This window comes from Thermogemmatispora tikiterensis (assembly GCF_003268475.1).
GTDB classification, from domain to species: Bacteria; Chloroflexota; Ktedonobacteria; order Ktedonobacterales; family Ktedonobacteraceae; genus Thermogemmatispora; species Thermogemmatispora tikiterensis.
Genome location: NZ_MCIF01000002.1, coordinates 203,416 through 223,298 on the forward strand (window position 1 = coordinate 203,416; position 19,883 = coordinate 223,298).

At 61.3% G+C, this 19,883-nt stretch carries 18 protein-coding genes; 9 read left to right on the top strand and 9 right to left on the bottom strand.

What is annotated here, in order from left to right:
- Nucleotides 1-11: 11 nt before the first annotated feature.
- The 3 genes from A4R35_RS00920 to A4R35_RS00930 all read right to left on the bottom strand — a co-directional run bounded on the left by A4R35_RS00920 (nucleotide 12) and on the right by A4R35_RS00930 (nucleotide 2,429).
- The gene (locus A4R35_RS00920; protein ID WP_189361181.1) at nucleotides 12-593 is read right to left on the bottom strand and encodes a TlpA family protein disulfide reductase; all 582 of its coding nucleotides are present in this window, start codon (nucleotides 591-593) and stop codon (nucleotides 12-14) included.
- A 103-nt stretch (nucleotides 594-696) separates the two neighbouring features.
- Complete coding sequence (gene merB, locus A4R35_RS00925) at nucleotides 697-1,377, bottom strand: alkylmercury lyase MerB (protein WP_112425669.1); 681 nt, start codon at nucleotides 1,375-1,377, stop codon at nucleotides 697-699.
- A 17-nt stretch (nucleotides 1,378-1,394) separates the two neighbouring features.
- Complete coding sequence (locus A4R35_RS00930; RefSeq protein ID WP_112425671.1) at nucleotides 1,395-2,429, bottom strand: dihydrolipoyl dehydrogenase family protein; 1,035 nt, start codon at nucleotides 2,427-2,429, stop codon at nucleotides 1,395-1,397.
- Between the two features lie 315 nt (nucleotides 2,430-2,744).
- Here A4R35_RS00930 and A4R35_RS00935 point away from each other — a divergent pair, with 315 nt between their 5' ends.
- Nucleotides 2,745-2,966: a hypothetical protein gene (locus A4R35_RS00935; RefSeq protein ID WP_189361182.1), complete on the top strand. Its 222-nt coding sequence runs from the start codon at nucleotides 2,745-2,747 to the stop codon at nucleotides 2,964-2,966.
- 288 nt (nucleotides 2,967-3,254) lie between these two features.
- On the opposite strand, the gene A4R35_RS00940 is transcribed toward A4R35_RS00935, so the two are convergent.
- Nucleotides 3,255-3,506, bottom strand: coding sequence for a hypothetical protein (locus tag A4R35_RS00940; protein WP_112425675.1), 252 nt, complete (start codon nucleotides 3,504-3,506; stop codon nucleotides 3,255-3,257).
- Between the two features lie 483 nt (nucleotides 3,507-3,989).
- On the opposite strand from A4R35_RS00940, the gene A4R35_RS00950 reads away from it, so the two are divergent.
- Nucleotides 3,990-4,364, top strand: coding sequence for a hypothetical protein (locus A4R35_RS00950; RefSeq protein ID WP_112425679.1), 375 nt, complete (start codon nucleotides 3,990-3,992; stop codon nucleotides 4,362-4,364).
- Nucleotides 4,365-5,216: 852 nt separating this feature from the next.
- On the opposite strand, the gene A4R35_RS24075 is transcribed toward A4R35_RS00950, so the two are convergent.
- Together A4R35_RS24075 and A4R35_RS00960 are read right to left on the bottom strand one after the other, a co-directional pair.
- The gene (locus tag A4R35_RS24075; protein WP_189361185.1) at nucleotides 5,217-5,384 is read right to left on the bottom strand and encodes a hypothetical protein; all 168 of its coding nucleotides are present in this window, start codon (nucleotides 5,382-5,384) and stop codon (nucleotides 5,217-5,219) included.
- A 247-nt stretch (nucleotides 5,385-5,631) separates the two neighbouring features.
- On the bottom strand, nucleotides 5,632-5,829 hold the full coding sequence (locus A4R35_RS00960) for a hypothetical protein (protein ID WP_112425683.1): 198 nt from the start codon (nucleotides 5,827-5,829) through the stop codon (nucleotides 5,632-5,634).
- A 200-nt stretch (nucleotides 5,830-6,029) separates the two neighbouring features.
- Between A4R35_RS00960 and A4R35_RS24530 the strand changes: the two genes are divergently transcribed.
- The gene (locus A4R35_RS24530; RefSeq protein ID WP_223258519.1) at nucleotides 6,030-6,299 is read left to right on the top strand and encodes a hypothetical protein; all 270 of its coding nucleotides are present in this window, start codon (nucleotides 6,030-6,032) and stop codon (nucleotides 6,297-6,299) included.
- 8 nt (nucleotides 6,300-6,307) lie between these two features.
- The gene (locus A4R35_RS25155; protein WP_223258483.1) at nucleotides 6,308-6,367 is read left to right on the top strand and encodes a hypothetical protein; all 60 of its coding nucleotides are present in this window, start codon (nucleotides 6,308-6,310) and stop codon (nucleotides 6,365-6,367) included.
- A 177-nt stretch (nucleotides 6,368-6,544) separates the two neighbouring features.
- Here A4R35_RS25155 and A4R35_RS00975 read toward each other — a convergent pair whose 3' ends face one another.
- From A4R35_RS00975 to A4R35_RS00995, 3 genes are all read right to left on the bottom strand, one after another.
- A complete protein-coding gene (locus A4R35_RS00975) occupies nucleotides 6,545-6,961 on the bottom strand; it encodes a hypothetical protein (RefSeq protein ID WP_112425688.1) in 417 nt (138 codons plus the stop codon).
- A gap of 929 nt (nucleotides 6,962-7,890) precedes the next feature.
- Nucleotides 7,891-8,274, bottom strand: a complete 384-nt coding sequence (locus tag A4R35_RS00985; protein WP_189361187.1) for a class I SAM-dependent methyltransferase — start codon at nucleotides 8,272-8,274, stop codon at nucleotides 7,891-7,893.
- 1,366 nt (nucleotides 8,275-9,640) lie between these two features.
- A complete protein-coding gene (locus A4R35_RS00995; protein WP_112425695.1) occupies nucleotides 9,641-9,994 on the bottom strand; it encodes a hypothetical protein in 354 nt (117 codons plus the stop codon).
- Between the two features lie 184 nt (nucleotides 9,995-10,178).
- Here A4R35_RS00995 and A4R35_RS01000 point away from each other — a divergent pair, with 184 nt between their 5' ends.
- The 5 genes from A4R35_RS01000 to A4R35_RS24080 form a co-directional block, all read left to right on the top strand.
- Complete coding sequence (locus A4R35_RS01000; protein WP_112425697.1) at nucleotides 10,179-16,604, top strand: RHS repeat domain-containing protein; 6,426 nt, start codon at nucleotides 10,179-10,181, stop codon at nucleotides 16,602-16,604.
- A 222-nt stretch (nucleotides 16,605-16,826) separates the two neighbouring features.
- Nucleotides 16,827-17,396 carry a hypothetical protein gene (locus A4R35_RS01005; protein WP_112425699.1) on the top strand — a complete coding sequence of 190 codons (570 nt, stop codon included), beginning with the start codon at nucleotides 16,827-16,829 and terminating at the stop codon, nucleotides 17,394-17,396.
- Nucleotides 17,397-18,010: 614 nt separating this feature from the next.
- The gene (locus tag A4R35_RS01010; RefSeq protein WP_146747067.1) at nucleotides 18,011-18,382 is read left to right on the top strand and encodes a hypothetical protein; all 372 of its coding nucleotides are present in this window, start codon (nucleotides 18,011-18,013) and stop codon (nucleotides 18,380-18,382) included.
- Between the two features lie 411 nt (nucleotides 18,383-18,793).
- Nucleotides 18,794-19,360 carry a hypothetical protein gene (locus tag A4R35_RS01015; protein WP_146747068.1) on the top strand — a complete coding sequence of 189 codons (567 nt, stop codon included), beginning with the start codon at nucleotides 18,794-18,796 and terminating at the stop codon, nucleotides 19,358-19,360.
- A gap of 241 nt (nucleotides 19,361-19,601) precedes the next feature.
- A partial coding sequence (locus tag A4R35_RS24080) for a hypothetical protein (RefSeq protein ID WP_189361189.1) occupies nucleotides 19,602-19,883 on the top strand: 282 nt, incomplete at its 3' end.

Here is a 19,883-nt window from a genome sequence, read left to right on the forward strand (position 1 = left end):
CCTGATCAGCCTCAGGCAGCTTGCTGCAGGAGCGCTGTCAGCTGGGCCGGAGAGAGGGGCGTCGCACTGACGGTGAGCACCTTACCCCCGGCGCTGATCACCACCATGGATTCCAGCGTCTGGATACCATAGGCACTCACAATGGTTCCACTGGGATCAATTCCCCACTGCAGTACCGAGGCTGCTGGCTGGCCGACCGCACGAACAAACGCCTCCAGATCTTCCGGACGGTCCCCACTATTGACATCGAGCGCCAGAGCAATGGCCCCGGTTGACCTGGATGCTTCGATCACGTGCGCCAGCTGCTGACTGCCCTGAACACAGGTAGCACAGGTCGGGGCCAGAAAATAGAGCACGACGGGGTGTCCACGCGCCTGGGCCAGCGAAAACGTCGTCCCATGCAGCAGCGGGAGCGAGAAATCCGGCGCAAGATGCTCCGTCTGGCCCTGGGCTGGAGTGTCAGCCTGCCCGCCCACCAGTCCGTTCCCCAGCCCCAGACAGCAGAGGGCGAGCAGGCCAGCCAGGGCGACAACGACCAGTCCTCCCAGTCCCCAGGCCAGCAACCTTCCTCCACCGGTTGGTCTCGCCCGCATGCCCCCTCGGCGGCGTGCTGAGCTGGGCCGTTGACTGGTTCGGAGTGGCCCGCTAGGCCGCCCCGGTCTGGCAGCTTGCGGCACCGGTCGCGGCGTCTTCATGTCATGGCCTCCCTTCTTCGGCCTCCGCTGGCTCCAGAGTCTCTGCCGCCAGGGTCAGGCTGGCGAGCCGCCGCGCCAGGTGCCAGCCTGCCGCGAGCGGCAAGACGATCCCCTCGGGGGTCCGGGCTTGCCAGCTGGCAGCGGCCTGGGGCGAAGCAAAGAAGCGACTGTAGTCGCAGAAAGCAGCGCGCACATTCGAGCAGTGCTCCACGGCGGCAGGGAGACGGAGCGAGATCACCGCTGCCGTCGGCTCCAGACGTGCCAGCCCCGCTGGCGTCACCTCCAGCCGGATCGGGGTGCCACTCTCGGGGCACGCTGCCTCGACACGGGCCGGCTGCTTCAGCCAGCACGGAAAGAGCAAGGTATCAAAAGCGCACCAGGTAAACAGCAGCCGATCACCGAGCACGAAACGGTAGGGCGTGGGCACCAGCGACAGACCTGCCCCGAGGATGTGCCCGTGCTCGTCAACGACCAGCTCCTCCCAGGTGCCCAGACGGGCACGCACGCGCTCGACTGGCTCCCCAAGCTCCTCGGCCAGTTGGTCCCAGGAGACCGGCTCCCCCAGGGCCAGCAGACGGAGCAAAGGCAACTGATCGCGCAGCCGCTGCCAGGCGCGCTGCTGCAGCCAGCGCTGGGCCAGCTGCTCTACCAGCTCCTCCTGACAGAGCTCTTGCTGTGCCATGATTTCAACTCCTTTTCTTATTTTTTATAATGCTTTTGTAGAGACAACAGCCGTTGGTGTCGGCTTTGCCGTGGACCACACCATGTTGACTCGGGCCAGACAATGGCCAGCCCTTCCCAGTTCGGCTCTATCACCATCTTGACCAGGCCCTGCCTCCGATGGATCGCCCCCGCTCGTGGCACCAGGCTCAGCGGCAGCACGCGGCAGGCACAGGTCAGCCCCTCTGCCTGCGCCTGGGCATCGGTGAGCCCCACTATCGCCAGCGGGGGATCGGTAAAGATACAGCGCGGGATCACCCGATGGTCAACGGCACGCGGTGGCTCCCCGGAGAGGGCATTGTGGGCCGCCAGCTTGCCATCAGCGGCCCCGACAGGCGTGGCGAACTGGTTGCCCCAGGCCGTGCCGATGACATCGCCAGCCGCCCAGATGTGCAGGACGCTCGTGCGCAGCGTGCGGTCGACCCGTACCGCTCCATTCACCTCCAGGGCCACTCCAGCGCGCTCCAGCCCCAGCCCCTCGGTATGGGGACGCCGTCCCGTTGCTACCAGCAGCTGCTCGGCCTCCAGCGTCTCTGTTCGTCCTGCCCGCTGCAGGGTGACCGCAACGCCGCTGCTGCCTGGCACGACCGCCTGCACCTGGACCCCGGTCCGCAGCCGCGGCCCCTCCGCCTGCAGCAGCTCCGCCAGTGTCTGCGCCAGCTCCGGCTCCACTCCGGGCAGCAACTGCGAGCTGCGCGTCAGCACGGTCACGCGCGTCCCGAGCCGGGCGAAGAGCTGGCCCAGCTCCAGGGCAATGGCCCCCCCACCCAGAATCAGCAACGAGCGCGGCTGCTGGCGCAGGGAGGTCTGCCAGGGATCATCGGCGCTGCTGAGCAGATCGCTGGTCAGAAAGGGGACGTCCTGCAACCCCGGCAGGGCGGGCACCACGGGACTGGTCACCACCACCTCGTGCGGCGAGCGCAGCTGCGCCCGCCCCGCTACGAGCTCCAGCCCCGGAATCTCGCGCAGCAGGCGCTCGTAGCGCTCCCAGCGATAGGTCTGGACCAGAGGCAAGTGGTCGGTGATTTTTCCTAGGGAACTCTTCCTTTCCTCCCTGCACTGCAGGTCTGACCTCGTAATATATCTCGTAGCCAGCTCTGAGACCAGCTGGCAGGGGAAGCAAGAGTGCTTGCCAGAGAAGTCAGAGGCTTGATCTCTCGTGAGCGTGTGCAGCGTGTGAGGGCCTCCATCGATCAGGCCTGGCTGAAGGGGAGTCGCTCTTGCCGGGAGGTGAGCACCTCATCTTTCCCCCTCTCTACCGTGAGGGAAATTTCCTCTCTCCCTCGGTGGTCCCTCATGTTCAGCTTCCTCTCCCCCGATAGCCATTGCATGGAACCCCTTTGGAAGATCGACTACCACCAGACCCCCAGGTCGCTGCGCAGCGAGTTGCTCAGCCATCTCCAGAAGCGCCCCCTGGACTATGTCAATCTGCTGGCACTGCAGCGCGTCGATGCACCGCCGGCCTATGAGGACCGGCTGGCGGAAAGCCAGGTCCCAACTCTTCTCATGCACGGACGTGATAACTGCATTATTCTGCCTCAATCAGATTAAAATTGGTGCCAATCATCAATAATATCCAGTTAAATATCTTTAGTATTAATATGTATTTTAAATAAATAGATCGCATTTGTAAATTCAATCCACTCTTACTCGATTTTCTGACAGAGATGTAATAGAAGGGCGAGTGCAGGTAGATCAGGTGAGCTGAACAAAGGCGACTGGTTTGAGGAGTGACCAGTGCGCGCTGATCCGGCACTTGAGGGCATAGCTGGCTGCTACCCCAGGCTGCAGCCAGGAGAGACATCCCTCTCTAGCATGCGCGCTTGCTCCAGCCAGGCATCAGCTCTTGGCGGAGAGGAGCGACCCCAGCGAGGAGGGCGGATCGTCCTGGCAGCTACCTCGGAGCAGGGCGCGACGCAGGAGCAGGGATGGACCCTGCTGATCAACGCCCTGCTGCCGGCGCTGTGAGGAGCGCGTCCTGGGCCACTCGATGCGCACGGGCAGCTCACCAATGGACAGCTGGTGGATGACCTGCGCCTGTGACTGCCAGACAGGCCAGGCGGCACGGCAGGCGGCGCTGGCGCATTTCATGCTCCCTCAGCCGGGCTATCAGGAAGTCCTGCTGCGGCACCTTGTCCCTTGCTGCTGCTCAGGTCGGGCCTGGAGCCATTCTCTGCGGAGCACGAGCCGCTGGCGGGACTGCAACTGGTGCTGCGGTGGCTGCTAGAGCAGGTGGTCAAGCGAACTGGCCCGGGGCAGTGTTGTCTCGCTGGGCCGGACCAGCTCCCGGAGGACCGCGCAGGCCGGGTGGTTCTACCCATGCCTGAGGTGGGGGAGCCATTGCCCGGAGTGGTGTTTATGCTGGAGGCACGGCCCAGTCCTGCAGCGCTATGAGCCGTTGGAGGTGTATACGCTGCCAGCACTGAGCAGGCCGGACTGGCAGCAGACTGCTGCAACAGTGGCTGGCGACCCACTCGGGCATCCGGCGAGCGCGCGCTGACCAGACTAGCCGAGACGCTTGCGCAGGTGCCCTACCCTGAAGAGGCGAAAAGGATCTGGCAGGAGGCGGAGGGAATGGTCTGGGCTGGTGAGACCAGCTTCAGACGGACGAGAGCACTGATCGATCTGGCAGAAGCGCTCGCGCTCACTCAGCGCACTGAGGAAGCGGAGCGAGTCTGGCGTGCCGTGGAGGAAGTGAGCCAGCAGGCGGTTGCCGCTTGCTTCTGGCGAGCGAGGGCTCAGACGGAGCGGGCAACGGCACGCGCGCGGATACAGGCTTCTGAAGAGACAGCGCAAGCCATGCGCCTCGGGAAGCGCTGCGAGGAGGTGGCGTTTGTGAGGAGACTCAAGGAGCTGCTGGCAGGGGACTCGGCGCTTCAGGGAGAGACGCTGGCGCGCGCTGACGCAGCAGCACACGGGAACCGGCCTCTGCGCGTTATCCAGAGCTGAGGCTGGTCCTCTTCGACGCCTTCGGCTGGGTGGATCGTTCCCTGCAACACTCCCTGTGACAGGGATAGGGACCCCCTCACTTGCCTGCCCCTGGCTACACGGCGGTCTGCTCAGTGGCAGGACGACCTTGCCTGGTGCCATCCCCGTCGCAGAACGACAGGAGAACCGGAACGGCGCTCCTCCGGAGGCGCAGGTCCGGCGCTGGCAGAGCTTCCTTGCCTGCCCTGATGTGGTGATGTGCGCCCTCTTGAGTGCATCTGAGAGCGCCAGCGAACCGTCAACCAGCCAGTCCAGGAAAGGGCCTTGTCACGAATGAGCAGTTGGCTAAGCGTGGTGAGGCACAAATCCGGTTGGCTGGTGTATGGACTCAGCGCCAGCCAGCTGGCCTACTCTGGCTTCCCAGCCACTGTACACCGTTGATCCCAATAGCCAATGTATTCGCGTCCGTCGGGCTCGAGCCGACCAAAAAGATATTTGCGGTGAAGGTTGCGGTTGAAATATTCACAGCTCATCTCTGAGATGTGCATACAGGCATGGCAGGCCCCCGTCTCTTCCAGGCAAACTGGATCGTCAATGCAGATCTCACCGGCATTCATGACGGCTCGAAGATGTTCTTGCAGTGTCTGCTCAAAAAGGTATACAGACCTCCCATCGTAAATGCCGTTCGGTTCTTGCTGTAGAGAACGGAGGAGAGGACTCGGGGAAAGAGATACTCACTTACGCTGCTCCGATCGAACCCGCTGAGAATGACAGCCTGGCGGAGTACCAGATGACGAAACGAGTGGACCAGCCCGAAGATTGCCTGGGTGACCGGGTGATCCCTGGTGATTTCCCAGAAAGGATTCACGGTCTTTATGCGGTTGAGAATCCAGGGAGGACCGTTGTCACCAGAAAATCCCCGATCAGCTGCACATCGGCCAGTCCAGTACTCAGCAGAGCCTGGCGATAGATTTCCTGGTAGAGGGGGAGTCGGCTGCTGCTCTCCTGACGTGCCTTTTGCTCAAGGTCCTTGATGGTCACGACGTGCAGCGATTCTCTGAGGCGAACGAACTCCAGTAACTTTCTTCCTGTCTCTTCAAGATCCTCTCCCTGCAGCGTGATCAGTTGCCTGGCCTGAGCGAGAACCCGGCGGCGATAAGCTTTTCCTACCCCGGCAAACCCCTGTTGTAATGCATCCAGCCAGGCGGGCCTGTATGATTGCTTGCCGCTCCGGGGGCGCGGTACTGATATGCCGTGTCAGTATGGCCAAAGCATCCAGACCGGCAGCCTATCCCTGAGCGCTGCCTGCCAGATCACGCAGACGGAGATCAGGTCCGTAATCAAAGATCCGCGGGCAGGCGGCAGTGGCCAGCCAGTGGCATTCCGGGACCTTCAGGATGAGGTCGAGGCCCCTTCCTGGAAGATTGATCAGCGCCCGATATTGAGGATAGTAGGAAGCGGTGGCTCGATGAACGATGGGCCGCATTGGCTTCTTGGGGAGGTTGCAGTCATCGCAGTTGCCCTCGATCAGGGAATGCTGGAAGGAGCAGAGCCTGCACTGCCAGCGGAACTGAGCATACTTCTGGCTGTCGCCTGTATTCAGCCAGAGATGCTCGCGCTTATGACGTGGGCAGGATCGCAGAATGAAGGGTCGGATATGACCACAGCTATGGAATGGATCAGGACATGGTGCAGCTGAATCAAGCACCCTTTGCAGTGATGACAGCGCAACCCCGGGTTCCGCTGACTGACTTCTCCAAGGGTATGGTAGAGGACAGCCCGTCTGCAGCCTTTGTTGGTGCATTCGAAGAGCAGCGGAGAGATTTCTGCCTGGACGGCCCTGGGGGTGACCAGCACGTAACGGTCCTGCTGATGGACATTTGGAAAGCCTCGACGGCGTTCTTCTGGCCATTGCTGGAACAGTCTGGCAACCTGATCAAGCACATGTCGAGATAGAGCAGGTTTTGCTGCTGCATCCGGGGATTGCCGAGGCGGCGGTGATTGCGCTGCCTGATGAGCGCTGAGGTGAGGTGGGAGTGGCTGTAGTGGTAGCGCGCCTGCCCGGTGCGCTGAGCGCTGAGGAGGTGCTGGCTTTTTGGGCGGACAAGCTGGCATGCTGTAAGATTCCGCGGCGCGTGGTTTGTGTGGAGGCGCTGCTGCGCAACGCTATGGGTAAGGTGCTCAAGGCAGCATTACGCGCGCTATGTCGTCCTGGCTCTATCCTGCCGGGCTATGTCGCCTTTGCTTCGCCCCAGCACCGGCAGCAAGCCGTGGAACCAGGCGAACAGGATGAGACCATAGCCCGAACCCATCAGCGTTGGCCAGCGGAGCCAGGCTCCCAGGTGCGTCACGCAGGTGCCGAGCATGCGCATGGCGACCACTGTCGGCGTCATATGGCGTTTCAGGTAGGCCCCTGCTGCAGAGCGTCGATACGGTTCCAGGTCGACCAGGCGCATGATCAGGAAAGAGGCTACGACCGGTGGCAGCACGGCGATCAGCAGGCCGCTCAGCAGGCGCCGCTGCCAGCAGTAGTAGATAGAGATGATCTCGGCGCTGATATCTGTCAGGAGTTTCAGCGGGTGGATCTGGTGATACAGTGCTTTCTCACGCGGACTCATAGGGGGCGGATCTCCTTTTTTGGGGCATGGCAAGCAATGGGAGGTGCTCCACGCACCAATGATATAACAGCTATGCCTGGTTGTCAACGACAGTCACTACCGAATTCTATGGGCAATTCAGGCTGACCAGCGTTGGTCAAGACCCTACGGTCTGGCCTCGCCTGCTGGGTTGCGTTGCCTTGCGTTATGAATATGAATCTGGAGCAGCTGAAACCCTATGTAGTCCTGAAGCGGGAGCACGATTCCTCCTTTTATTAGCCGTCTAAATAATGACACACGATCATGTGGTCGTCAAGGGGTTGGGCAATGGCATCAAGGCTTGCACGTGTCCACCAACTGAACAGTGACCCATGAACACGAGCGCGAGCGTCTCCAATGAAACTGCTTTTCGATAGCCCCATGCCCTCGAATGAGGGCACGCAGCCGCTATCCGGCAGTCCCATTGACTTCTCCTTCGCTCAGATGGATGAGGATATCTCTACTGCACCTGGGGGACAGGGAGCAGGAGCAGGGCTGCTCTCTGCCCGACCAGGGACTTCACCCACACCTGGACGGGAGGCGCGCGTCAGCAGAACAGGCAGAAACCTGGCCTGGTTGGTAGTGTCTCTGTGCCGGGCTGGCTGGGGAGACAGAGCAAGGTCAAACGGCGAGCCACGCCCTGATGGAGCGACTGACGAGCATGAGCCCCAAGGTGTGCATGCATAGCCACACCTTGCTGCCGCTGCCTGGCACACGCATACCTACCCCTGCAGTTCGCTCCTCCTGGCTCTGTTGGAAAGACCACGCGAGCCGTCTGCACTTGTCTGGCCCAATGAGGGCAAGAGTGAGAGCAATGGCAGCAGCAGGAGACTCTGGCCCAGCTCATCACGGAGATTTGCCGTCGACCAGGTGGGGGACCGGTGAGCAGGCTCTCGCAGAAGCGAGGGGCCTCATTGTGATTGGGCAGCCTCAAGCTGCCGGCTGATGCCGGTGAACCAGTCCAACAGGCGCCGGGTGGCCGGCCCGGCTGGCTGGATGCCATCGCTGAGTTCGAGCAGTTCGATCCAGCCGCCGGGACGGGTGACGCGCACCAGCTCGCGGACAAAGCCGGGCCAGGCCTGGGCGGGAATGGCGGCCACCAGCAACCGCTGATGGGTGGAGCTGAATTGGGCGTCGGGGAAGGGCAGACCGTCCAGCACGTTGGCCCGGACAAAGACGCAGGTTGGGGGCACCGGCTGAGGCAGGGACTGCAAGGAGACGTCGACGCCCACGATGAGTGCGTGCGGGAAGAAGGCCTGCAGCTCGAAGGCCCAGATGCCGGTGCCGGCGCCCACATCCGGGAGGCACGTGCCCTTCAGGGGCCAAGGAAGCCAGGCAGTGATGTCTGCGGGGCGCTGCTGGATGGAGCTGCTTGGTGAGAAGCGCTGAGCTTCGAATGAGCGTCAGGCTACAGAGGCGTCACCGCCAGCAGGGACAGGCATGGCTCGGACACCGAGGGAGCTGCTATCAGCGCGGAGAGCGACACCAGCGAGACTGAGGAGAGACGGTCAGGAGAGTTGCAGGGGTGGGATGGCCTGCTCTTGCGAACTGGAAGGAAGCGGGTGGAAACCAGAGGCAGCAGAATGCTGTCCGGCCTCCCGAGCATGCTGCCCGGCAGGAAGGTCCTGTCCAGACTGGCTGGAGGCCAGGCGTGGCACCCATCACGAACCGCTCGCGAGGCACCCGGGCAAAGGCCGCCGCCACAGCGGATGAGCAACCGCGCTACGGAGCCGGAGCAACTGCAGCGGACCCTGGCGAACTCGTGCCCTCTCCGCTGCCTCCACTACTGGGGGTGTGTTGGTCTTGTACCAGGAAGGCACTCGACGAGGAATGGGCGATTCACATCGCTGAACGGACCCATCAGAGCACCAAGGCAGCGGCGTTTTCTCTCTCTGGACTGACCTCGGAAAGTGATGGAGATGCTGAGAGCGCCGATGGATCTGCTAGCGGATGAGGCCCTGATGCGCCAGAATGCCTCCAGCCAGTATCTCTTCTCTGGCCACCAGCCTCTACCGACCTCCGCTTCAGTGAGGCAGCCGCGCTGTTCAGGAAGAGAGCGCACTGGTGAGGGGGACAGACTCAGCTCGGCCCCGTCAGCTGCAGCTGACTGCCGGGGCGGGGTGAGTCTGCTCTCAGCAAGCTGATGCCGGGTCGCTCTGCGCGTAGGCAGGCTCCTTGCCCTTCCCATCTCTTTACGCATCACGAAAGCGGCCAGTCGATAGTAATGGTAAGTTCCTCTCCAAAGAGGATACGCTATAGATGCTCAGGAAATCCCCCCGTATCTTTCCTGAGCTCCTACCAGGGAGCACCCTAGGGGGAAGAGCGGAAGGAAGGGCATCTAAGCGTTCAGCCGTCCCGGCTTATCGTGCCTGCTTTCCTCTTCTCTTCCTCTCAATTCAGAGGAAAGTCGCTTACACTTGACAGAGAGAGCTATTCTTGTTATACTCTTAGCCAGCAGAAACCTTTTAAGGGAGAGTGATCATAACAGGAGGCATGGACGCAGTGCTGCACCTGTAGTAGCTTTCTCCATGCGAACTCCGTTGAGGCTGTCGGTGTCAGGCAGGACGACGTTGTTTGCAAAGGTCCTTTATTTCCCTAGTACTTGGATACCAATCATTCCTGAAGCCTGACCCCCACCCTGGTCATTCCCCTTCTCAGATGCTACAGCTCTTGTCGCTTGCTGCTGTCGAGAAAGGCCAACAGGAAGGAGCAATTACTGATGGCCTGCTTGCCTCTTTCAAGGAGAGGTCCTGGTTGCCAGCGTAGCCCAGGTGCAGGCAGATCCTTTTCCATGCGCTGCTTTTCTCCCCTGCTTCCCCAGACGTCGGCTTGTTTTGGCCAGCGCATATGCTTGAGCCAGGGCCGGGGGATCAGGGAGAAGCCGCCAATCCAGAGGTAGCGCCTGCCGCCTAGCAGGTGCAACAAAGGAGGAAGCGGTGTTCTCTCGGAAGCGTTGCGACCCGCCAGGGAGAACATCGCCCGCGGAGGAGCCTCCGCATGGCTCCAGTATACCATTGTGGAGGCTCTCCTGTCTTCGGTAGGAACTACGGCGTAGCTCTTTTTGCGCTGCTGAGGGATTTGCAGTGCCTGTCTGGTCTCTTCCCCTTTCGCTCCGCGCCGTTCGGGGCCAGCGCAGTGAGCACGAGGAGGGAAAGAAGCTGGGGAGCAATTGCGATCTGCATGGAGCCTGACTGTACGGGTGCGTCTCAGCCTTCGCACCATTGTCTCTGCCCTCATGCTTGTGCTTGTCCTGCTCAGCCAGACGCTCGTCGACTGGAGCGCTGTCCCACGGGCCCAGGCTGCTGCCAGCATGCCGTATGGGGCGCCCTCTCGCCCTCATCGCGTGAATCCAGGCAGTGGCGCTGCCTCCCATCCACGAGTCGTCACACCAGCTCCGCCCGGCAACGTTCCGGTTGGGACGCCACAGCAGATAAAGCGCAGCCTGCGCATGCCTATGCAGCCAGGAAGCGTTGCGCTAAGCACTGCCAAAGCGAGCAGTTTCCGCGGCAGCGATGGCCGCTTCGAGGTCCAGATCCCGGCGGGGGCCGTCACCGCTCAGGACCTCAGCCAGGCGGGTGGCTCCATCTCCCTGCGCGTCACCCAGATCGCGCCGCCTTCCGGTTCCAACGCCGGGGGAAGTGGCCAGTTTTCGCTGGGGGCCTATCTGCTCCAACTTGTTGACGCTCACGGCCAGCTGCTCAATCATGGGCTGCGCCAGCCCGTGCAGGTCCGTTACCATCTCCAACCCAAAGAGCAGGCTCTTCACCTGGAGCATGCCTATCTCCTCCTCAACGGTGGAGTCGCCGATGATGCCCTCCATGTCCAGGGAGTTGTCGCCCCCGCGGCGGGCAAGACAGTCACCAGCACCCTCGGTACTCAGACTGCCCAGACGACCGCGCTTGATCCCAGTGCGCACGTCCTGAGTGCCACCGTCCCACTAGATACCCCTAGCACCGCTATGAGCTGGGACAGCGATTCGCCTATCGCCACCTTCGGTAAACCTGATCCTGTCTCAGTCTCGCTCTCCGCTGGAGCGCTCAGCTATACGCAACCCATCGACGTTCCCTCTGGGCCGGCAGACCTCACGCCGTCGCTACAGCTCGTCTACAGCAGCGAGGCCGTCAACGAGCAGCACAACCCCAGCGCTGCCGCCAGCTGGGTGGGTGAGGGCTGGAGCCTGTCGCTGGGGGCCATCACCTGGTCGGAGCACAACGTTCTGGCCGGCTGCAAGAACAACTGTACCGCCAACTGGGAAAATGTCTGGTATCTCGACGACGCCTATGGCACCAGCTCCCAGCTCATCCCGCCCAACATCAACGTCTCAACCTACTATGATGATACCGCCAACTACTACTGTGCCACGGGCAACCCCAATGCCTACCCCTGTCCCATCCTCTGGCATACGGCTGATGAGACCCACGACAAAATCTATGCCTATGTCGGTCCTATCGACATCGGCCAGCCGACGCATCCACCCTGCTTCCGCGTCTGGCATCCTAACGGCATCATGGAGGAGTATGGCTGTACTGCCGACTCGCTGCAGTACTATTACGAGGCGGGTATCGGCGCCGTCGTCAACGCCTGGTATCTGGACCTCATTACGGACCCCCAGGGGAACCAGATCCATGTGACCTACCAGCGTGACATGGCTTCCTGGACCAGCCCGGTCACCGGCAAGACCTACACCTATCCGCGCGATGTGGAGCTGGCGACCGTCAGCTATGACTCGCCCACCTGCCACAACGCGCAGACCATGTGCACGGGCAGCGCCTGGCAGCCGCTGGTTCAAATCGTCTTTAACGCCAGCCACAGCCCTGCGCTCTTCACCAACGGCGGCAGCTGGGGCAGCTGCAACACCGGCACCAATATGCGCTGCGATGATCCGCTCGACCTGAGCAGCAGCGGCGGTCTGCCGGCGCCCATCATCCAGAACACCTTTGTGCTCAACAGTATCCAGGTCCAGGTCCGTAGCAGCGGCAGCGCCAGCTGGAATACCCTGCGCACCTACAACCTCAGCTACGAGCAGTCCGGTCCCACCACGATCACCGACCCCGCCAGCGGCCTGCAGCGCTCCGTAGCCGGCATGTTCGATCTCACGCGCCTCCAGGAGGTCGGCAGTACCGGGGCCACGGCCCTCATGTACTCTGGCATGGACAACAGCAGCAGCCAATCATATGCCTACATGAAGGTCTTTGACCTCAGCGGTCGCAACATCGTCGTTGGTCCCAACACGACCCTCTCCTACTGGATCTATCCTGAAAGTAGCGCTGTCCAGAGCGGTGTCAGTGGGAGCAACAGCACCTGTGTCGCCATCGACATGATCTTCAGCGATGGCTCCGATCTGCGCGACTCCGGAGCCGTTGACCAAAACGGCGTCAAACTGCATCCGGCGCAGCAGTGCGGTCACCTCAAGCTCGATCAATGGAACCTGGTCATCTCCAACATTGGCGCTGTCAAGAATGGCAAGACCATTAACCGGATCGACGTTGGTTATGACCAGCCTGCCAACACCGGCGGATATCGCGGCTATATCGATGATATTGTCATCAGCAATCCGGGCAGCAGCACCCCGCTCTTCAGCAGCGACTTCGAGAGTGGCTCGCCGCAGCCGACCTGGACCAACACCGTTGACAGCTCCGGTGGTGGCGGCATCGCCAACGTCGGCGGGTTCTGCTGCTCGCTGAGCGGACCGGAGGCCGGCACCCGTCAGGAGACCTTCCATACTGACAGCGCGGCCTTGCCGCAGGTGGTCTTTAGCTATACCACGCTCACCAACACCTACGTTGATTCCTTCTATCATCCCACGCCCTCGACCAACTGTGGTCCCTCCTGGAACAAAGGCAACGGCAGCGGCTGTCTCCTCTGGAGTCAGAGCTATGCTGGCAACAGTCGCTTCCTGAGTAGCATTAGCAATGGTGAGGGCCTGGTGCAAACCTTCACCTGGTCAATTGCCCACAACAACAGCCATGGCGTGCCCGGCGGGGGCAGCAACAACGCCAATCCCTTCTACTGCAACAGTAACATGAACGGCTACCCCTGTGACGAGGCTGACGACAGCGGCTGGAGCCGCGCCGTGTTGACGCAGGAGAGCACCACCACTCTGCGGCTGAGCCAGAACGGCCAGGGAGGCGCGCAGAGCAGTACACCCGTTACCGAGACCACGGCATACAGCTATCAGCTGACCTATCCGCTGCCGGCCCAGGAGTGTAGCGATTGTGTTGCCGGCATGTACTGGGGCAACCAGAACGATGTTGACTATCTCAGCTATTACAATGGGATCTTCATGGGCTTTGCCCAGGTCACGGTCTCGCCGCCCGATGGCTCGCTCGAGGTTCACAAATACTACGCCGGTGAGGGCTGGGGTATCTACGATACCTCCCAGGTGACCTGCTTTACTGCGGCCCCCTGTCACAATGATCCCTGGTGGGACCTGGCCAACGCGGCCCACGGCCAGGAGTATCAGGCTCTCTACTACGATACCGACGGCAACACCCTGCTCAAGGAGGTCGACACCAGCTATCAGGCCATCTGTCCGCCGCCCGGTGTGGCGGGCACGCCAGCCTCATCGCAATACGGCACCTGGGATGGCAAGCTTGTCAGTGCTCTCGACCATAACAATCCGGTGGTCGTCTGTGATATCCGGAAGACGCAGCAGAAAGTGCAGATCTTCGACGGTTCCAGCAACAGCGTTGTCACGACTACGAGCTGGAGCTACGACAATTATGATCGGGTCACCCAGGAGGTCACTACCGGCAACGGTGGCACACCGGCCCAGGTCGTCAAGAACTACAGCTACGTCTGGAACGATGCCGTGCAGGCGACCCAGAGTAGTGCCAGTGGCACCTACCTTATCGACTTTGTGGCGCTGAGCACTGTCGAAGACGGCTCTGGCAATCGCCTGAGCTGCCAGTATACCAGCTACGATGGTCAGGGCTACGCCACCGGCCAGACCAGCGCCCTGACGCTGGGCGAGGCCACGGAGAAGGACGCCTACGCCGATTGTGGCAGTTCAGCCAACAACTACACGCCCACGGACAAGAGCGCCACGACGACCGTCTACGATGCCTATGGAAACGTCGTCGCCAGCACCGATGCTGATGCGAACGCTGGCATTGGCGGGCATGTCGGCTGCACGGTCGGCAGCAGCCAGTATACCAGCTGCACCACCTACGACAGTACCTTTGCGGTCTACCCGATCACCAGCGCCAACGCTCTTAACCAGGTCAGCCGTACCAGCTACGCGAACACTGGGGCCACCTTCGGCTACGGTACCTGGCCACAGAGTACGACGGACGTCAACAACCAGACGACCAGCTACACCTACGACTTCCTGGGACGCATGACTGCCCAGGTACTGCCGGGCGAGAGCAGCGGCTTGCAGACGCAGCAGTGGCTCTACAGCGACTGGTGCAGTGGCACTGCGGCCCAGGGTCCCTGCCTGGAGATCGACGAGATCGATCGTCTCAACAGTACCACCACGACCATCTCGCGGGCCTTCTACGACGGCGAAGGGCGTCTGGTGGAGACACGCACCCCTGACCCGGCTGGGCAGGATGTGATCATCTACGCCTTCTACGACAGCTCGGGACGCCTCTTCTTCAAGAGCGATCCCTACTTTGTCCCGGCCTACAGCGGTCCGCCGGGGCCAGCGGCCTACTCGCTGCCCGACACCACGCAGCCAGGTACCACGACGACCTATGATGGTCTGGATCGCGTACTGAGCGTCACCGATCCCAATTCCTTCACCAAGCATACGGCCTACAGCGTCGTCTGCGGGGTCCAGGGGACCAGCGACAGCGGCTGCTATGAGCAGACAGCAGTGACCGATGCCAACGGGCACAGGAGCGCCAGCCTGGTCGGGGCTTTGGGGAAGGAGAACTATCAGCAGCAATACACGGGCGATAGCTCACACCCCTACACCCTCTACAGTACCACGGCCTACACCTACGACAGTGCGGGTCAACTGCTCGCCACGCGCTCGCCCGATGGCAGTCTGGCCACCACCACCTACGATGATCTGGGGCGGGCCATCCAGTGGCAGGACCCGGATCGCGGCACCAGCACGGCCAGCTATGATCCCAACGGCAACGTGATCCAGACGGTGGATGCACGCGGCGCTGCGGGCACCGTCTACTACGGCTACGACGGTCTCAACCGGCTGTTGTGGCGTAACAGCAGCAACACCTCCACCGGCGCCTGGGTCACCTACACCTACGACAGCACTGCCAATGGGAACATGGGCGTGGGCCGCGTGACTGGCGAGCAATTCAGCGGTCCGGCCAATCTCAGCGGCTCCTACAGCTACACCTATGATGCACGTGGGCGGCAGATTGCCGAGACCATCACCGTCAATGGCACCAGCTACACGGTGCAGGCCAGCTACAACGATGCCGGCCAGCTCACCAGCCAGACCTATCCTGATGGGGAAGTGGTCACGCCAGGCTATGACGCCAACGGCTGGCTGATCGGTCTGACCACCACCCAGAACACCACCACCACAGTGCTGGCTTCGGCCATTCAGTACCAGGGGAATGCTGGTGCGGCGGGGAAAGCCACGGCCCTGCTCCTGGGGAACAGCCGCTATAGCTTCGCGCGTAGCTTTGACGCGGGGCTGCGGGTGACCAGCCTGGTCTACAAGAACCAGAGCAGTGGAGCGGTGCTCTATCAGGAGCAGCCGCAGTACGATGCCGCCAACAACGTCGTGGCGGCCACCACGACCATGCCGACGGGGGATACGGACGTGCAGGCTTTCTGCTACGATGCCCTCAATCGGCTGACGTGGGCGGGGGCGAGTGGGACACCGCCTTGTGGGAGCACGCTGAACGCGGGAACGCTGACGGCGGCGCAGTACCAGCAGGGCTATAGCTACGATGCGGAGGGGCGCCTGACGACGGGGCCGGCTGGGAGCTACACCTATGGGGATAGCGCGCACCCGCATGCGGTCACGAGCACCAGCAGTGGCTTCAGTGCCAGCTATGATGCGGCAGGGAACAGGATTTGCCGGGCGCCCAACAGCTCGGTGACCTGTGGCGGTAGCGCTCCCACTGGGCAGCAGCTGAGCTATGACGCAGAGGGGAGGCTGGTACATTGGCAGAATATGCCGACAGCGCCCAGCTCCTCGGTGGATTACCTCTACGATGGGGAGGGGAACCGCGTGGTGCAGCAGGCGACGGTGGGAGGGAGCACGACGACGACCATCTATCTGGGGCAACTGGAGGAGATCCAGCAGAGTGCGAGCGGGACGCAGACGTTGACGTATTACTCGCTGGGAGGGGCGCCGGTGGCCGAGGGGGGCAATGGGAGCGACTACTACTTTGGCTATGACGTGCTGGGGAGTCTGGTGGTCGCCCTGGATAGTGGAGGGAACGTAGCAGGAACGCAGTTGTACGGGCCGTATGGGGACCAGCGGTACACGACGGGGAGTCTGCCGACGAGCCTGGGCTACACAGGGCAGCGTGCGGACAGTGTGACAGGGCTGGATTATGATGTAGCCCGCTATTACGATCCGGTGGTGGGGCAGTTCCTGACGGCGGACACGGTGCAGGGGAACGAGCAGGGGCAGGACCCGTATGCGTACGTGGGAGGCAACCCGGAGACGCGGACCGATCCGACGGGACAGATGTAGGCGCTCCCAGGTGGAGGAGGGGATAGCAGCGTGCCAGCGCCGGCGCCGGTGGTTGATGTGGATCGGGCAGGAGCCTGCAATTCGACCGTGTGTTACCAGCCGAATGGAACTCAGGAGCCGCGCCCTCACCCACCGGTGCCACCGGCGAAATCCCCTGTGCGTAGGCAAGAGGGAGGGAGTGGTGCTAAAAAGGCTGGGGGAGGGTGTGATGAGAATGTCGACTTGAGCGACCATTGTCAGGCCTGGGCGAACAAGGCTAAGAAGGTGCGAGATCGGGCCCTGGCAGGATTAATCAGGGAAGCCAATTTGCTCTACCTGGCCTCAGCGGTGCTGACGGTGACCGGAGATATTCTGTCTTTATTTGTCACCAGGTCTGTGCCGGGCTTCGCCACGGGTACGATTACCCTTATCGTGGATACTGGTGCTCTGCTTATGGCCATTGGCAATATCTTCCCGCAGTGGTTACCGTTCTTCGAGAAAGTGTTTTCCGTTCTATTAAACCTCAAAGGGTTGGCGGACATGGTGCTCGCCGCGTGGGATTCCGCGAACTGGTGGGTCAAGAACACAGCAGCAGCCACAGCAGATCTGCTGCAATGGTTAGCTGTGGGTCCCGAACAGGCACTGGCTCGTTTGACGCTCATTATGCTGAAACCTGCCGTCGTGGGCTTGCTATCTATGGGAGCCGATTTACTGTCGAGTCGGTATCTGGCTCTGGAGGCAGAGGTCAGTGCTCAAGAGATGATGCCAATTGAGCAATGGTGTGCTCAGTTCAAGGGGTGTCCTTCCTATTAGGGAGGAACTGCTGGACGATGGGTGTGGGGGTGCGGAGAGAGGTGCTGGCTAAAGCATACTTGCCAGACAGTTGATGAGTGCCTGTGCTCACCAGGGAAGGACAGGTATGAGATGAGTAAAAGTATGGAGAGAGCTGTGAAGGATCAGCAATTGCTAGAGCGTCGGGGACTTGGCAGGCCGCTGGCGGCCTTTCGGGCGAGATGGTGGCTGCGCGTGAGCTGGTGGGTGCTGCTGGGAATGGGGATTGGACTAGTCGTCCTGGTCCTGTGGCGGAAGGGGCCAGGAGACCTCATCTTCCTGGGGGCGCTCGTGAGCGGGTTCGGGGTGAGTTCCCTCGGGGAGCAGCTGGGCTTGCGGAGGAGGCTGGTGGTTGGTGAGAAGGGGTGGGTAGAGCTGCAGGGGGTGGTGGTGCGGAGACCCTGGGTGGTTCGCTGGGAGCAGGTGCGAGAGATCAGACGGGATCTGTGGGGCTGGCGGGTGGTCAAGAAGGAGGGGAGAGAGCCGGAGTGGCTGCTGCTGAGGCTCTATGGAGGGGGGGGAGGAGCTGGAGCAGCTGCTGGAGGAGTGTGCGGCAGCCGTAGGGGTAGCGGTTGGGGGGGTGGGAGAAGGCGAGGGTGGAGAGGATATGGAGGCGGGGGGTACGGGTGGTGGGATGGGGGGCGGTGGTGGTCTGGGGAGCGCTCGTCGTTGGGATGGTGGCAGTCAGCTCGGAGGTGCGCCAAGAGCTGCTCATGGGGCTGCGGGAGGGGGGCCTGGGGGGGCTGGTGGGGAACCTGGTGGGGTTGGGGGTGGAAGTGCTGGTGCTGCTGATGCTGCCGATAGCGGCATTGGCATGCTACATAGGTCTGCTGGTCTGGAAGATAAACCAGGATCTGAGCGATTTTGCTGGAGAAGAGATTGGGGAAGAGGCTGAAGAAGAGATTGAAACAGAGGTTGAAGAAGAGATTGGGGAAGAGGCTGAGGAGGAAGAGCAGGAAAGGGAATGAGAGTAGGGATCGATCGGGTGAGGGGGGAGGGACGAGGGGTCTGAGGAAGGGCAGTTCCTGACGGCGGACACGGTGCAGGGGAACGAGCAGGGGCAGGACCCGTATGCGTACGTGGGAGGCAACCCGGAGACGCGGACCGATCCGACGGGACAGATGTAGGCGCTCCCAGGTGGAGGGGGTGGGAGCAGCGTGCCAGCGCCGGCGCCGGTGGTTGATGTGGATCAGGCAGGAGCCTGCAATTCGACCGTGTGCTACCAGCCGAGTGGAACGGAGATCCTGCGCAGCACACGGCAGCCTGTGGTGACACCACCTCACACTCGACCATCACAGTCGGGAAAGGGTCAGCAGCCCGGCCCGCAGCAAAATCCCCATTCCCGAAAGAAGCCATGGTGTCTCCTGGTGTGCGGAGGGGTGCAGAATTGGTGGTCGTTTACTGCAAGTGCAGCTGAGGCACTGGGTTCTATTGCTGGATTAGCAGTGCTTATAACTGCATTTGTGGGAGCTCAGGCTACAACAGGTGGAGTTGCGACATTTTTAGCGAACTTTGTGTTGAGTGCAGGAGCGTCATTGGTCCGATCAGTGATAGATGGTATTCAAGGAATAATGAGTAGCTTTGCCGAGCATAATCCTCTTCTTGACCTCGTAGTCGACGTCCTCAAGATAGGGCTTGACTTGGCAGCCATAGTGACTCTGAAAATCGGCCTTAGTGCCCTCCGAAGGGTATCATCTATAAACTCTGCAGGGCAGGTCCAGCGGTTTATAGATGCAATTGGCCAAATCATGAAAAGAAAGCCTGTGACATTCGCTAAGTATGTTGCACCAGCTGTTGGGGCTATCGTGGGAATAGTTGGGGCTATAGCGGGTGCTCCAAATCTCATAGTGGATGCTGCCAGGCTAGGAAATGACTTTTTCAACGTATATCTTCCCTATGCGCGAAGCCATGATCCATCGGCTGGGTGGAATACGAACAGGTGGTGAAGGCCCCTCTTAGGGAAGAACACAAAGTGATGCTTTTCTACCCAAAATAAAAGAGGAGGTGGAAAGAAATAGTCGTATCTGCAACACCAGGTTGCTTTCTCGGGTTGCATGCTTCCTTGCTAGGCACATAGCCGGTCCTGGGGGATCCAGTTGACAGAGAGCCCGGTGCCAAGCAAGCAAGATTGGGAAGCGGCTCCGGCTCAGGAGGGCTGGAGGATAGGAAAGGAGAAGACTGGCTGCGATGAACGGAGAGACGGAACCTGCTCAGGAAGAGGAACTGTCTCTATCCTATGGGCGCTGGTTCTACATGGACAGCGCCTTACTCATAGGGGCTCAGCTCGTGGCTGCTCTCTACCGGGTGTTCTGGGGAGTGTTTGGAGCGTTGGTGCTGCAATTGCTCCTGTTGCAGCATTACGAGCGCCTCGGTCAGAGAACAGAGTCGCGGGGACAGGCAAGGCTGGCAATGTGGCGGGGACATCTGGGTCCGATCATCGGGGTCATGGTGGTGGAGATGGCCCTAGGA